The sequence below is a fragment of the Vibrio sp. Isolate24 genome, from assembly GCF_022398215.1.
Taxonomy (GTDB): Bacteria; Pseudomonadota; Gammaproteobacteria; order Enterobacterales; family Vibrionaceae; genus Vibrio; species Vibrio coralliilyticus_A.
The window spans coordinates 137,197-149,357 of the sequence record NZ_JAKEUU010000002.1 but is presented as its reverse complement, the minus strand read 5'-3'; the positions used below and the strand labels follow the sequence as shown (position 1 = coordinate 149,357).

General features: G+C 42.8%; 14 protein-coding genes. 10 read left to right on the top strand and 4 right to left on the bottom strand.

The window, feature by feature from the left end; translation table 11 throughout:
• The first annotated feature begins 382 nt into the window (after window positions 1-382).
• The 8 genes from L1D23_RS08970 to L1D23_RS08935 all read left to right on the top strand — a co-directional run bounded on the left by L1D23_RS08970 (window position 383) and on the right by L1D23_RS08935 (window position 8,287).
• Window positions 383-1,084: a LuxR family transcriptional regulator gene (locus tag L1D23_RS08970; protein ID WP_239865682.1), complete on the top strand. Its 702-nt coding sequence runs from the start codon at window positions 383-385 to the stop codon at window positions 1,082-1,084.
• Window positions 1,085-1,498: 414 nt separating this feature from the next.
• Window positions 1,499-2,557: a GNAT family N-acetyltransferase gene (locus L1D23_RS08965; RefSeq protein WP_239865681.1), complete on the top strand. Its 1,059-nt coding sequence runs from the start codon at window positions 1,499-1,501 to the stop codon at window positions 2,555-2,557.
• Between the two features lie 17 nt (window positions 2,558-2,574).
• Window positions 2,575-4,002, top strand: coding sequence for an FAD-dependent oxidoreductase (locus tag L1D23_RS08960; protein ID WP_239865680.1), 1,428 nt, complete (start codon window positions 2,575-2,577; stop codon window positions 4,000-4,002).
• 3 nt (window positions 4,003-4,005) lie between these two features.
• Entirely contained in the window at window positions 4,006-5,166 is a 1,161-nt protein-coding gene (locus L1D23_RS08955; RefSeq protein WP_239865679.1) for an acyl-CoA dehydrogenase family protein, read from the top strand.
• A gap of 17 nt (window positions 5,167-5,183) precedes the next feature.
• Entirely contained in the window at window positions 5,184-5,687 is a 504-nt protein-coding gene (locus L1D23_RS08950) for a cupin domain-containing protein (RefSeq protein ID WP_239865678.1), read from the top strand.
• Window positions 5,688-5,689: 2 nt separating this feature from the next.
• On the top strand, window positions 5,690-6,847 hold the full coding sequence (locus L1D23_RS08945) for an MFS transporter (protein ID WP_239865677.1): 1,158 nt from the start codon (window positions 5,690-5,692) through the stop codon (window positions 6,845-6,847).
• A 1-nt stretch (window position 6,848) separates the two neighbouring features.
• A complete protein-coding gene (locus L1D23_RS08940) occupies window positions 6,849-7,598 on the top strand; it encodes an SDR family oxidoreductase (protein WP_239865675.1) in 750 nt (249 codons plus the stop codon).
• A gap of 8 nt (window positions 7,599-7,606) precedes the next feature.
• Complete coding sequence (locus tag L1D23_RS08935; protein ID WP_239865673.1) at window positions 7,607-8,287, top strand: hypothetical protein; 681 nt, start codon at window positions 7,607-7,609, stop codon at window positions 8,285-8,287.
• 129 nt (window positions 8,288-8,416) lie between these two features.
• Here L1D23_RS08935 and L1D23_RS08930 read toward each other — a convergent pair whose 3' ends face one another.
• Both L1D23_RS08930 and L1D23_RS08925 read right to left on the bottom strand, forming a co-directional pair.
• Complete coding sequence (locus L1D23_RS08930; protein ID WP_239865672.1) at window positions 8,417-8,866, bottom strand: YcgN family cysteine cluster protein; 450 nt, start codon at window positions 8,864-8,866, stop codon at window positions 8,417-8,419.
• Between the two features lie 145 nt (window positions 8,867-9,011).
• Complete coding sequence (locus L1D23_RS08925; RefSeq protein WP_239865668.1) at window positions 9,012-9,419, bottom strand: DUF2850 domain-containing protein; 408 nt, start codon at window positions 9,417-9,419, stop codon at window positions 9,012-9,014.
• Window positions 9,420-9,697: 278 nt separating this feature from the next.
• Here L1D23_RS08925 and L1D23_RS08920 point away from each other — a divergent pair, with 278 nt between their 5' ends.
• The gene (locus L1D23_RS08920) at window positions 9,698-9,946 is read left to right on the top strand and encodes a YkgJ family cysteine cluster protein (protein WP_239865666.1); all 249 of its coding nucleotides are present in this window, start codon (window positions 9,698-9,700) and stop codon (window positions 9,944-9,946) included.
• Between the two features lie 76 nt (window positions 9,947-10,022).
• Here L1D23_RS08920 and L1D23_RS08915 read toward each other — a convergent pair whose 3' ends face one another.
• Window positions 10,023-10,994, bottom strand: a complete 972-nt coding sequence (locus tag L1D23_RS08915) for a lytic murein transglycosylase (RefSeq protein ID WP_239865665.1) — start codon at window positions 10,992-10,994, stop codon at window positions 10,023-10,025.
• Between the two features lie 61 nt (window positions 10,995-11,055).
• Complete coding sequence (locus tag L1D23_RS08910) at window positions 11,056-11,337, bottom strand: YcgL domain-containing protein (protein ID WP_239838213.1); 282 nt, start codon at window positions 11,335-11,337, stop codon at window positions 11,056-11,058.
• Window positions 11,338-11,498: 161 nt separating this feature from the next.
• On the opposite strand from L1D23_RS08910, the gene minC reads away from it, so the two are divergent.
• Window positions 11,499-12,161, top strand: coding sequence for a septum site-determining protein MinC (minC, locus tag L1D23_RS08905; RefSeq protein WP_239866759.1), 663 nt, complete (start codon window positions 11,499-11,501; stop codon window positions 12,159-12,161).

Sequence of the window (12,161 nt, the reverse complement as noted above, 5' to 3'; positions counted from 1 at the left end):
TAAAGATAATTACCTATCAGAGCTATTCCTCCTCATCTAATTCTCAATTCCATGGGTTTGTTCAACATAGAAGCCCACTAGCCATTTTCGCTGATGCTGGTTTGTTAGTATTAAATACCTTACTCGTCTTTTTGCCTATCTACTATATACATTTAAAATGTGTATACGACGAACACGATTAAAAAATACGGTCTATCACCCCATAAAAGTAAAAGTGTAGCCTTACCTCATATTTTATTTAATAAAAGCGACCACTATTGTATTTTTTCAATCATAGCTATTTAAATATACATTTATTTTATCTAAAAATAACTTAAACAATATGACACATAGAGTTATACTGACGAAGATATGGATGTAACGAAATATATTAGTGTATAAAATGAATTATACTGACTTTGAAATGCTGCTAAGCAGGAAAATGTTAAGTACCATTGCTGAAAAGTTGAATTTCTTCGGGATACATTACTTTTCTTATGTAATTTACTCTAAAAAAGAAATGTCATCACATGCAATGGTTTCAAACTTTCCAGATTTCTGGTTAGCCAAATATAAGAAAGATAAACTGTATAAAGAAGATCCCATAATTAAGCATGCTCGAAAATCAATAGCACCTTTTTCATGGTTTGATGAAAACTCCACTAAATTTGAAGATATTAAAGGAGTAGAGGTTGATTCGAGCAAGAGAAAGGACATGGTGACAGGGTATACTTTCACTTTGCATGATCACCTCAACAACTTTGCCGCATTGACTGTATGTGATATCGAACATGAGACAGAATTTCATAACTTAGTTAAAGCTTGCGAGGACAAATTACAGATGGTACTGATTGACACCCATCAGCAAGTCGTAGCATTACTATCACAACAAGTTCAAAAAGATCTTAAACCGATACACCTCACTGAACGTGAAAGAGAAGTATTGCATTGGGCTTGTATGGGGAAAACATACTCAGAAATATCTATTATCCTTGGTATCAAGCATGTGACCGTAAAGTATCATGTCTCCAACTTGTGTAAGAAGATAAACGCCAATAACATCAAACAAGCCATTCGAAGATACACAGAGCTAGGCCTAATATAGCTGGTAATGAGCGCCCCAATCGCTCAACTTCTCGCTCCATAACTACTCTATACCTCCCTCCTTATTGACTTATTAAACGATAACCTTACCTATAATTTATTATTTCCCTGGCAAAAATTCATTTAGGGACAATACCTAAATTAGTACAGACTTTGCCTAATAGGAAAACTTAATATATTGATTTTTTTATCATCTAAATCTATTTGGTAAAACCCTATAATGACAAATAAAATAATAACATCTTACTTTTAAAAATGACTTTTTTGTCAATTTATGAATATAAACCATCGTTAGATATATTTTTACTAACCTATCTATAAGGATAGTACCTTACTGAGTTGTTGCGTTTTATATTACTCCCTCTCGCCTAGGCATGTTTTCTAGGCTTTTGATTGAAAGATACAGAGGAAGTAAATGAACACACATCAAGGCTTAGAAAGCGAAACCGATTATGGAAAGGCCTCAGAAATAATACTAAAGAATCCTCCATTGACAACACTGATTAGCAGTGAAAGGGGAGATTACAACAGCATGCTAAGTAGGCTGTCACACGCTAGGGTGACCCGCTTTGAAAGTAAATCGCTACAAACCAAAATTAAAACACCCAACGTCGCTTATGAACAACACTCTACATTAATTGTTGATAGTGAGGCTCCAGATATCATCGTACATGAATTGGATTGGGATGATTATGAGCGAGAAGATATTCAAACTGTCTATCAGGATTTGCAAACCACGTTCGTCAAACTTCAGAACGACAAACAGAAGAAAATTCATACGCATATACCGATTATTTATGAATCACTAATTGCCTCTGCAATAGAAGTTGGATTTAGCCCAGTAGGCGTTTTTAAGCGTTCCATAGGACACAAAATACAAACTTGTTTGACCCTTGTATTGTCGGATGATGTAGAGCCCTACCACCAATTTCCAATATTCCCAGAATGTGGAGTAACTGACGGTTCACTAACCATTATCCCAACGGTCAGCGAACACTGTGATGCATTTTTCACAGAGCAACAGGACGACATTGCCGCATTCTGGTCAATCTTTCCCGTTAGATCTTATGCAGAGGTCAAGCACTACTGCCAAGAGGCACGACTCAACAACATTCTCGGTATTGGCATTACAGCATCTGTAGTTGAAAACTGCAGTCAACAAGTAGTTGGAAGAGTACATCTGCGTCCAGTTGTCCCGCCTAAAGTGGCTGATGTTGGCTATGGGATCTTCCCAGAGCATAGAGGTAAAGGGTATGCCACAAAAGCACTTAACTTATTCACGCAATGGATTTTTTCCGAAGCAGGTTATGTTCGCATTGAGCTAGGGATTAAAGAAGGTAATGAAGCCTCTGAAAGAGTCGCGAAGTCATGCGGTTATGTCAGAGAGTCAACATGCCCATGTCGATTAAAGAATCAAGATGGCAGTTTCAGTACTCAAATAAGTTACACCAAGATAAGTCCATTTTATTGCTAAAAAGGAGAAAAAATCGCATGAGCCAGCAGTATTTGGAGCAAGTTGCTAAACACATTGGTAGTGAAAAAGTGTGTTATGCCGATACATTGGGGGAAAATGTCAGCCAATTTCGCCCGCGTAAGAGTTGCGGGTCAATTCATCCAACCTCGGTAGATGACGTCGAGCAGCTCATAGACTTGGCTTCACATCACGAAGGGATAAAACTTCATCCAGTCAGTACGGGGTTTAACTGGGGATTGGGCTCCAAAGAAGATGTAACCGATGGGCGTGTATTAGTTTCCATGTCAGGCTTGAACAGTATTCGTCAACTAAACCTTGCACAAGGTTATGCTGTGATTGAACCTGGGGTATCACAAGGAGAGCTAGCTGCAAAATTGAAAGATGAAGCATGGATGATAAATCTCACCGCATCTTCAGCACACTCTAGTTTGCTTGGTAACTCACTGGACAGAGGTGTTGGGCTTCGCCATCAAAGAATCAAAGATCTCCTTGGATTGGAAGTGTTGCTCTCCGATGGTCGCAAAGTGAAGCTTGGTTGGTGGCCAGAGAATCAAAAAACACCGATTTATTCGGTTGGAGTCGGGCCATCACTGCTGCATCTATTTACTCAGTCTAATTTTGGAGTCATTACCGCTGGAGTATTTAAGCTTTGGCCTAAACGTGAAGCATCCAAGGTGGTACGCATTGAATTCGAGCAGCCATACTTAGAACAAGCGATTGATGAATTGCAGTATTGGTGCGCTCAGGGCCTCAATAGCGGTGTATTAAAAGTCTATGATGATACCGCAAATGAAACTTACGGCGGTAAAGACAAAACGTTTACTGTCCATCTGTGTATCGATGGTATGGAGCGTGACGTGGCAAACCGTTGTCAATTGATCGAAACCTTAATCGAACAATCTTCAAACTTCAGCAGCTGCCAAATCACTAATAGTGGCGAATACCATCAGGATACCGTTGCTAACTTAGTCTCAGCCGCCCATTGCGGAGATGCGAGCCAGAACGACAACTTGCTTCAGGCCACATTGGGCACCGATCATCATCATGTCGATAGTAGTGAATCAGGTTGGTTATTTTTCTTGCCGCTACTTCCCTTTTCAGGGGAAAGCATCACCAAGGCTTACCAGATTTTTGAGCACATTTATCAGCAAACCCAAATTCGCTGTGGTGCAACGATAAACGCACTTGATGAATCAGTGATTGATTTGGTCGTGGCTATTCGCTTTAAAAAGTACTCACCGGAGGCGGTTAGAGCGCATCAAGCTTTAGATATGCTGTACGACATGTTCTTCGCTGCTGGATTTAAGCCCTACCGATTAGACGTCAACCATAGCCAGTGGTCACAGCATCTACTTAGTGATCCCCAATCACGTGACATTATCGCTTCTTTGAAAGAGGTAATCGATTCAAACCACCTATTTAGTAACGACAGATATCAAGGATAAGTGATGAGCCAAAATAAAGAATACCTAAAGATTTTCAGCGCACTAGAAGAAGTTTTGCCTCATATTGAACCTCGGCTTAATGAGATTGAGCAGTTACGTCGTCTACCAGCGGATGTTGCTCAAAGTTTAAAAAATACTGGCGTATTTGCGATGAACTTTCCCAGAAGTTGGGGGGGAGCTGAACTTAATTCAATGGAGCAAACCCAACTGATAGAAAGGATCGCTCAGGTTGACGCTGCTGTCGCATGGTGCGTGATGATCGGAAGTGACTCTGGGATCTATTCTGGGTACCTAGAAGACTCTGTCGCTAAAAAACTATTCAAGAGCGTTAACTTCATTACCGCTGGCTGGATACACCCTCAAGGTAAGGCTGAAAGAGTTGAAGGGGGCTATCTAGTGACTGGAAAATGGCGATTTGGTAGTGGGATTTCAAATAGTGATTTGGTCAGCGCTGGTTGTTTCGTTTATGAGCACGGTAAGAAAGTTTTAGATGAAGATGGCCAGCCGATATGGCGCGTCATGATTGCCAAGCCAAGTGAATATCTAATTGCAGACGGTTGGCATACAACTGGGTTACAGGGAAGCGGAAGCTTAGACTACAGTGCCAATGAATTGTATGTCCCTAACGAACATAGCTTTAGCTTCAGCGAACCTTATCGTAAAGGACCTTTACATGACTCCCCTGAAGCGATTCTAAGAAACATGTCTGGTGTGCCGCTAGGAATTGCCAGAGCAGCCATTGACTATGTAAGAGCCAAAGCTCCAACCAAGTTTGATCGTACGTTGAGCGTTCCTTGGCTTGAAAGCTCTAGAGTACAGACTGTCATCGCAGGTTGTGAAGCCGATCTCTTGGCCGCTCGTAGCGCGGTATACAGCTCCTTACAGCAACAATGGCATGCACTAGAAACGTCGCAACCACTCAGTGAAGAACTGCGCGTCGCGACAGCAGTGGCAAGGTTTAAAGCATTTCAAACAAGCAGAGACATCATCCAGCAACTTTATGACTTGGTCGGTGGTGCATCTATCTACAAGCAAGAATCACCTATGGATAAATGGCTCCGTGATGTGAATACGATTTGTCAGCATGCCGTCGCCCAGCAAAGTATTTTGACCGCCAGTGGTGAATTACTACTGACAAGCAAAAGCAATAACCCATTTATTTAGTGGTTAAGGAAAATTCAATGAATACAACAAATCGTACCAAGCCCAGGTTAGTCTCGGCGTCAGATGGTGAGTCCGTTTGGCTTAGCGGGGATGTCTACACCGTAAAGCTTGATAAAAGCACGACTAATGGCCGTATCAGTTTTCTCGACTCTTCGATTCCTCCGGGCAGTGGAGCCCCTGGTCACCTCCACACAGATGCCGATGAAATTATTTACGTGGTGTCCGGACAGGTAAATATCATGTTAAACGGTGAAGAAAAGATTGCACGAGAAGGTGACACCATTTTCATTCCTAAGCATACGGAGCATGGTTTCAAGAACGTCGGCCTATATGCTGCTCGATTACTTTTTTACTTTAACCCAAGCGGCGTAGAACGATTCTTCTTGGAAGCGGGAGTAAAAGCTAAGCCTGGCACCGCACCTATCGAGTACACCCCTGAGCTGCATGACCATGCTGTCTCGGTCGGGAAAAAATATCACCTCCAACCTGCTGTAAATACAACTAATGCAATAGGAAAATAAACATGCATTTATCTATATACATATTAAGCCTCAGCATTTTTGCCATGACCACTTCAGAGTTTATGGTTGCGGGTATGTTGCCCTCTATTTCAGATGCTCTGAACGTTAGCGTTCCAATGGCCAGTTTCCTAGTTTCTATTTTTGCAGCAAGCATTGTTGTTGGTGGACCGGTTTTGACCCTGTTGTTATTCAGGTTCAGGCAAAAATCATCCCTGATATTTTTAATGTTACTGTTTTTTGTCAGTCAGATTATTGGTGCTGTTGCAGACAACTATTCGACGATGGTTGTGTCTAGAGTCCTTGGAGGCGTAGCTGAATCTGCATTCTTTGGAGTCGCTATTTCTATCGCAGTTGGCATGGTGGATAGTGATAAGCAAGGCCGAGCGGCGTCCATTGTCTTGGCTGGAATAATGATAGCAAGTGTGGTGGGTTTACCCATGGCGACGCAAATCGATCAGAGTTTTGGTTGGCGATTCAGTTTTTGGCTCGTCGCATTACTAACGTTAGCGTGTACTGTCATTGTGATGTTCTCTGTGCCTAACTCCCCCCGCCCAATGAACGTATCAATTAAAGCCGAGCTGGCCACTTTGAAGAATAAGAGCCTATGGGCAGCCTATTGCACCAGTGGGTTAATCATTGGCGCGACCTTCTCTGCCTTTACATTCTTTGCACCAATATTCACTCAAGCAACGCGGCTCGACCCATCCATGTTACCCGCTCTATTCGCTTGTTATGGTATTGCAACGGTTATAGGAAACATCATTGTCGGTCGATGGGCTGACAAGTACGCAATGCAAATCATGGTTATCGGCTTGCTGATACTCGCGACAACCTTAATGCTGATGGCGTTAAACATTACTAACGCAACCATCGCAATAGCGTGCGCAATAATTATCGGATTTGTCGGACTGCCAATGAACCCAGCAATGGTCACTCGTGTCATGCGTGTTTCGAACAATGGCGCATTGGTTAACTCTTTACACATGTCTGTGATTAATCTCGGCATTGTCGTAGGTTCATGGTTAAGCGGACTGCTGGTGCAAGCAAAATACGGCTGGAGTGCTCCTTTGTGGTTCGGTGTCGCCTTAGCACTACTTGGCTTAGTTAGCCTACTCCCTTATTTGAAAAACAATTCGTTAGTGTTGGAAATGGAAAAATAGTATGAATACGTCATTTGAAGGCAAATATATATTGATTACAGGAGCGGCTGGTGGCCTTGGTACACAGCTTGCTCGTACATATGCGCAGCTTGGAGCAAACTTGCTCTTAGCCTCAAGAAATCAAGCTAAGCTGGATGATTTAGCCACTAGCTTAGCGCAGTTCGGTGGGGCTTATCATACTTTTCCATTTGACATGGCTAGCCAAGACGGTGTCGAAGATTTGTTTAATCGCATTTCTAAAAAGATCGATCACATCGATATTGCCATTAACAATGCGGGTAGTTTTGCTGCGGGGGAGTTAAGTGAAGGAGAGTTTGAGCAACTGATAAATATCAACTTAACTGGCACATGGCGCTGTTTAAATGCAGAGCTAGCTTTGATGTCAAAGGGCAACAAGGGGGTCATTGTCAATATATCTTCACTGATAGGCAGAAACCTAACGGCTCCCGGCCTTTCCGCTTATGCCGCTTCCAAAGCCGGACTTGAGGCTCTTTCTCGCTCACTTGCAAAAGAATATATCGGTCAAGGAGTCCGAATTAATACTGTTAGCCCAGGTGCTTTCGACACCGATATGTCGCTGCTTCCCGGAGAATCACGGGAAGAGCGAAATAAACGCTTTGCGCCACTGATCCCTGCTGGCCGCATAGCGACGCTAGAGGAAGTTGCGAATACAGTGGTTTGGGTCAGCTCGGATGAAGCCAGCTTTTTTGTAGGCCACGATTTCGTCATCGATGGTGGCGCTAGTCACTAGGAGTAAGCATGAGTAATATTGAATTGTCGGTCGTGTCTTCAGAACCACTGAATCAGCATGTGCAGAAAGTCATGTTAAAGCCAAGCATTCCCCTCGAGTTTCAAGCTGGGCAGTACATGGCACTTGCTGTGGGTTCTGATAATTGTCGTTATTATTCAATCGCGTCCCCAGAAATGGAGTCCGAGCTGATTGAGTTACACATTGCATCAACCCATACCAGCAAAAACGGGTTAGAGAAGTTACTTGAGAGCAAGCAAGCAAGGCTAGTCAAGCTGGGGGGGAAAGCGGTTCTGAGAAAAGACTCTTGTGCGCCAGTACTGTTAGTCGCAGGTGGTGTAGGCTTTTCTTATGTTCGTTCAATCTTGCTGAGCTCCCTTGCAATTTCGCCAAACCGAGATGTACATGTTTATTGGGTCGCTAGAGAAGAAAAGCAACTATACGCATTAGAGGAATTGAACGATTTGGTTGCACGGTATCAGAACTTGAAGTTGACCACAGTCGTAAAAACTGAAAAATCGCCTCGTGGTATCGACCTTCTGTTTGAAGAGATAAAGCATGAATATAAAACGCTAGCTCATTCGGAAGTATACATATCGGGTAGATTTGATACGTCGCATATTTTGCGTGAACGTTTAACAAAAGAACTCCATGCAGTGCCGAAAAATATCTTTAGTGACGCTTTCTCTTAGTTAATAAATGAAGCCACAAGGTAACTTGTGGCTTCATTATTATTGGTAATAATAAATTTATTAAATTTCATGGCCACAGGTTAAAAGGTAAGACTTACTGAAAAACCATGATCAACGTTTAAAAGTGCGCTAGTTCTTTTTAGCCCATTCAGGTAAGTTTTGGATGTGGTCCTGCCAGTCCAGCACATCAATCTCATACACTACTTTATTGCGTACGCTTTCACCCGCTGCATGCATCGCCGACTTAGACCCTGTGATCAGAGGATGCCATTCAGGAATAGGTTGCTTCTCTGCTAATAAGCGATAAGCACAAGTGTGTGGTAGCCAAGTGAAATCATCGATGTCTTCTCGGGTGAGTTTGGTGCATTCCTCTCCTGATGTGAAGCGATTGGGATAATCTTTGCAGGAACAGGTTTTACTGTTTAACCAGCTGCAAGCCACATTGGTGTAATAGATTTCATCCGTATCTTCATCCATGAGCTTATGTAGGCAACATTTCCCACAGCCGTCACAGAGGGCTTCCCACTCTTGCTCGGTCATTTGTTCTAGTGATTTACTTTCCCAAAATGGCTGACTCATAACATTACTTCGTATCGGACAAGGGGAGCGATTTATACCGTTTAGGCGAGTAAAGTTCAAGGGGAATTTTCATACTGAACGAAGCCGTGATAACAGTAATTTTAGCACTTTCGAAAACGGCTTGATAAGCCATCATCCAAAGAATTTAGCGGCCTCTCATTGGATGACCTAAAGAGTAAGCTTTTGTAGGTTGCTTGAGATATTTAGCTTTATAGGTGCCATTAAGGTGTACCAAAGTACCTCTTAAGCGATCCAAATGGTAACGCTGTTGACTATTACCTAAATTGAACGCCAGAGTTTCACCATCAAACAAGAAGTGTGTACTAATTAAATCTTCGTTCCAATAGATACCCTCTTCTGCTACGTGAAGTGTGTTTGCAGCATAAGTTGCGACGTTCGACTCTTCCCAGACACCCAGTAATTCTTGACGCGCCAACTGGTATTCATGATCAACCATTAAGTAGATGCCAACACCCACCATAATCGATCCACAAAACCCAATAACAGAGAGTATTTTAATGGAATGCTTTGCCCAAAAGCTTTTAGTGCTCATTTAACACAACACTCCTAATTATATTTTTCATTCCAAAACGCCAAAAAAGCGCTCTCCCTAGCCTCTAAGCTTAGCGGAGTACGTTCAAAACCAACAAATAGTTAAATCAGAGCAAACCATTCAATTTTTCGCTCTCTTCCACTATTCACACAAAATATACAGGCGTCCAAATCCACAGCGTTATTAAATTGGCTATAGAAATAACGCATAAATTTTATACTGCTATACGCGATCTTTTTTGCTACTATCGCGCCCTTATTTTTAATGAGATCGTAAGTATGGAATGCAGATTGGGTTGTGGAGCATGTTGTATCGCACCGAGTATTTCTTCTCCAATTCCTGGTATGCCAAAAGGCAAACCTGCGGGAATACGGTGTGTTCAGCTCAACGAAGACAATTTGTGTAAGTTATTTGGTAAGCCTGAAAGGCCGAAAGTTTGTTATGAATTCAAGCCTTGTCCTGTCGTTTGTGGTGACACCAACCAACACGCGCTCGACAACATAACCGAACTTGAAAGACTGACATAAGTTAACGGCTTATTGGCAGATTCAGGCAAAGCATCACAAACAAAAAGGAGCTCCAAAGAGCTCCTGTTCAGAACAATTACAATACGATTCTGTCGGCCAAATGGCTGACAGCCAAAGCGAAATAGTACGAACGGTTCCACTTCATCAATACATTGTAGTTATTGTAAACTAGGTAAACACGGCCATTCGCATCATCTGGGGCTATCAACCAGGCTTTAATATCTTCATCCAGTTTGGGAAGTGGACGCCCATCGTAACGCGTCACACCTAGCTTGCTCCACTCCTGAAGGTATTTTCCTTTTGCCTCACTGCGCCCCTGAATACTGGTATCGAAGCCATTTGGTAGTTTAACCTGACGCCCCCAAGTATAAGAGTCGGTCCAACCAGACTGGCTTAAGTAATTGGCCGCCGAAGCGAACACGTCACTTTCGTTGTTCCAAATATCTTTCTTGCCATCACCGTTACCATCCGCAGCATAATTTAGGAAAGAACTCGGCATAAACTGGCATTGCCCCATCGCCCCAGCCCAAGACCCCTTCATGTTTTCAGCTTTGATATGGCCTTCTTCTAGGATAGTTAACGCCGCCATCGCTTCATTACGGAAAAATGCTTCACGGCGACCGTCATAAGCCATGGTCGATAAGGCATCAATGACGCTGTAATTACCGGTAAATTTACCAAAATTACTCTCAACGCCCCAAAGCGCGACAATAAATCGAGGTTGAACGCCGTATTCCTCACCAATACGCTCAAGCTCACTTTTATGCTTGGTGTAAAGCTCTTTAGCCTGTTTGACTTTCCAGTCAGGCACCGCTCGCGGAATGTATTCATCCAGTGTGAGTTTTTTTTCTGGTTGGTTACGATCGGCTTTCACGGCCCGTGGTTTATATGCCACATCCTCAAAGGCTGCTGAAATCGTACGCTCAGAAATGCCCTTGGTTCGCGCTTCTTGTTTTAATCCTTCAACGTATTGCTCAAAGCTCAGCTCATTGGCAAAAGCTGAGCTCGCAATCGTTGCACCTAGTATGACTGACAATATTTTTTTCACATTGCCCTCCTTGAGCAACATTATGAGTCGCCAATAACTTCCCTATTATAGAAGAGAGAAGTTATTCTGATTGCTGGCGCGCTTTCTGTTCTTTATATTCGTCTAATAGATTCTTCGGTGGTGGCGGCAACTGAAGGAAAAAACCTTCCTCTTTCATTGATTGTTTCACTTTCTCAATGTCGACTTGAGCCAGTTGGCGCCCATCCAAGTTCACCATCATTACCATGGTAGGTTTGCCAAACATTTGCATTAATGTGTCAGGAACTTGTGAAAAATCATCCTTTTTCGGGATGTATAAGTATGCGCCTTCTTTTTTAGAACTTTTGTAAATTGCACAAAGCATGGGAAGCCTTTTGTCTGTTGAGATTCAGAGAACGTCAATGTTTCGCTATTTTTGAGAGCAAAACACTCAAATGAGTGCAAGATAACTTGCTGTGCTTAATGTGGGAATATAACATGACAACCCTAGTCTCAGGCAACGTCCTTACGAGGTTTCCAAAAAAGATGTCGAGTTCACCGGACCTGAAAGGTAGTAGTTTTACTTTGTCCGTATTACACCTTTCAAATAACGATGTTGAAAATACTATTCAGTTTCTCAGTGAAAAAGTCGAACAAGCACCGGCTTTTTTTGCTCAAGCCCCTGTTGTCATCAATATTTCAAAAGTTGATGGTGATATTGACTTTGCGAGACTAAAACAAGGAATTTCACAGGCGGGTATGATTCCTGTTGGCGTGACAGGGTGTCGCGATAAACGCACTCAGAATCTGGCTTCAGAGGCTGGTTTTGCTGTTATGTCAGCCAGTAAATCCCCTTCTCAGGCTCCAGCAAAAATGGCACCAACCAAGATAATTCGCACTCCGGTACGATCTGGTCAGCAGATCTACGCCAAGGACTGTGATCTGGTCGTGTTAAGCCACGTCAGTGAGGGTGCCGAGGTTATTGCAGATGGTTCTATTCATATTCACGGAACACTTCGTGGTCGCGCGATTGCTGGTGCCAGTGGAAACACAGGTGCGGTGATCATCTGCAATAAGCTCAATGCCGAATTAATGTCGATTGCCGGGCACTATTGGCTTACCGAACAGTTTGCTGATGAATTCTGGCAGAAAAAAATTATGTTCAGTTTGGACAATGACTCGCTCAAGTTCGAGTTGTTAACCGTTTAA

Excerpts from the sequence above, each read along its gene's own strand:
- L1D23_RS08970 (WP_239865682.1), top strand. The coding sequence starts at position 383 with ATGAATTATACTGACTTTGAAATGCTGCTAAGCAGGAAAATGTTAAGT.
- L1D23_RS08965 (WP_239865681.1), top strand. The coding sequence starts at position 1,499 with ATGAACACACATCAAGGCTTAGAAAGCGAAACCGATTATGGAAAGGCC.
- L1D23_RS08960 (WP_239865680.1), top strand. The coding sequence starts at position 2,575 with ATGAGCCAGCAGTATTTGGAGCAAGTTGCTAAACACATTGGTAGTGAA.
- L1D23_RS08955 (WP_239865679.1), top strand. The coding sequence starts at position 4,006 with ATGAGCCAAAATAAAGAATACCTAAAGATTTTCAGCGCACTAGAAGAA.
- L1D23_RS08950 (WP_239865678.1), top strand. The coding sequence starts at position 5,184 with ATGAATACAACAAATCGTACCAAGCCCAGGTTAGTCTCGGCGTCAGAT.
- L1D23_RS08945 (WP_239865677.1), top strand. The coding sequence starts at position 5,690 with ATGCATTTATCTATATACATATTAAGCCTCAGCATTTTTGCCATGACC.
- L1D23_RS08940 (WP_239865675.1), top strand. The coding sequence starts at position 6,849 with ATGAATACGTCATTTGAAGGCAAATATATATTGATTACAGGAGCGGCT.
- L1D23_RS08935 (WP_239865673.1), top strand. The coding sequence starts at position 7,607 with ATGAGTAATATTGAATTGTCGGTCGTGTCTTCAGAACCACTGAATCAG.
- L1D23_RS08930 (WP_239865672.1), bottom strand. The coding sequence starts at position 8,866 with ATGAGTCAGCCATTTTGGGAAAGTAAATCACTAGAACAAATGACCGAG.
- L1D23_RS08925 (WP_239865668.1), bottom strand. The coding sequence starts at position 9,419 with ATGAGCACTAAAAGCTTTTGGGCAAAGCATTCCATTAAAATACTCTCT.
- L1D23_RS08920 (WP_239865666.1), top strand. The coding sequence starts at position 9,698 with ATGGAATGCAGATTGGGTTGTGGAGCATGTTGTATCGCACCGAGTATT.
- L1D23_RS08910 (WP_239838213.1), bottom strand. The coding sequence starts at position 11,337 with ATGCTTTGTGCAATTTACAAAAGTTCTAAAAAAGAAGGCGCATACTTA.
- minC (WP_239866759.1), top strand. The coding sequence starts at position 11,499 with ATGTCGAGTTCACCGGACCTGAAAGGTAGTAGTTTTACTTTGTCCGTA.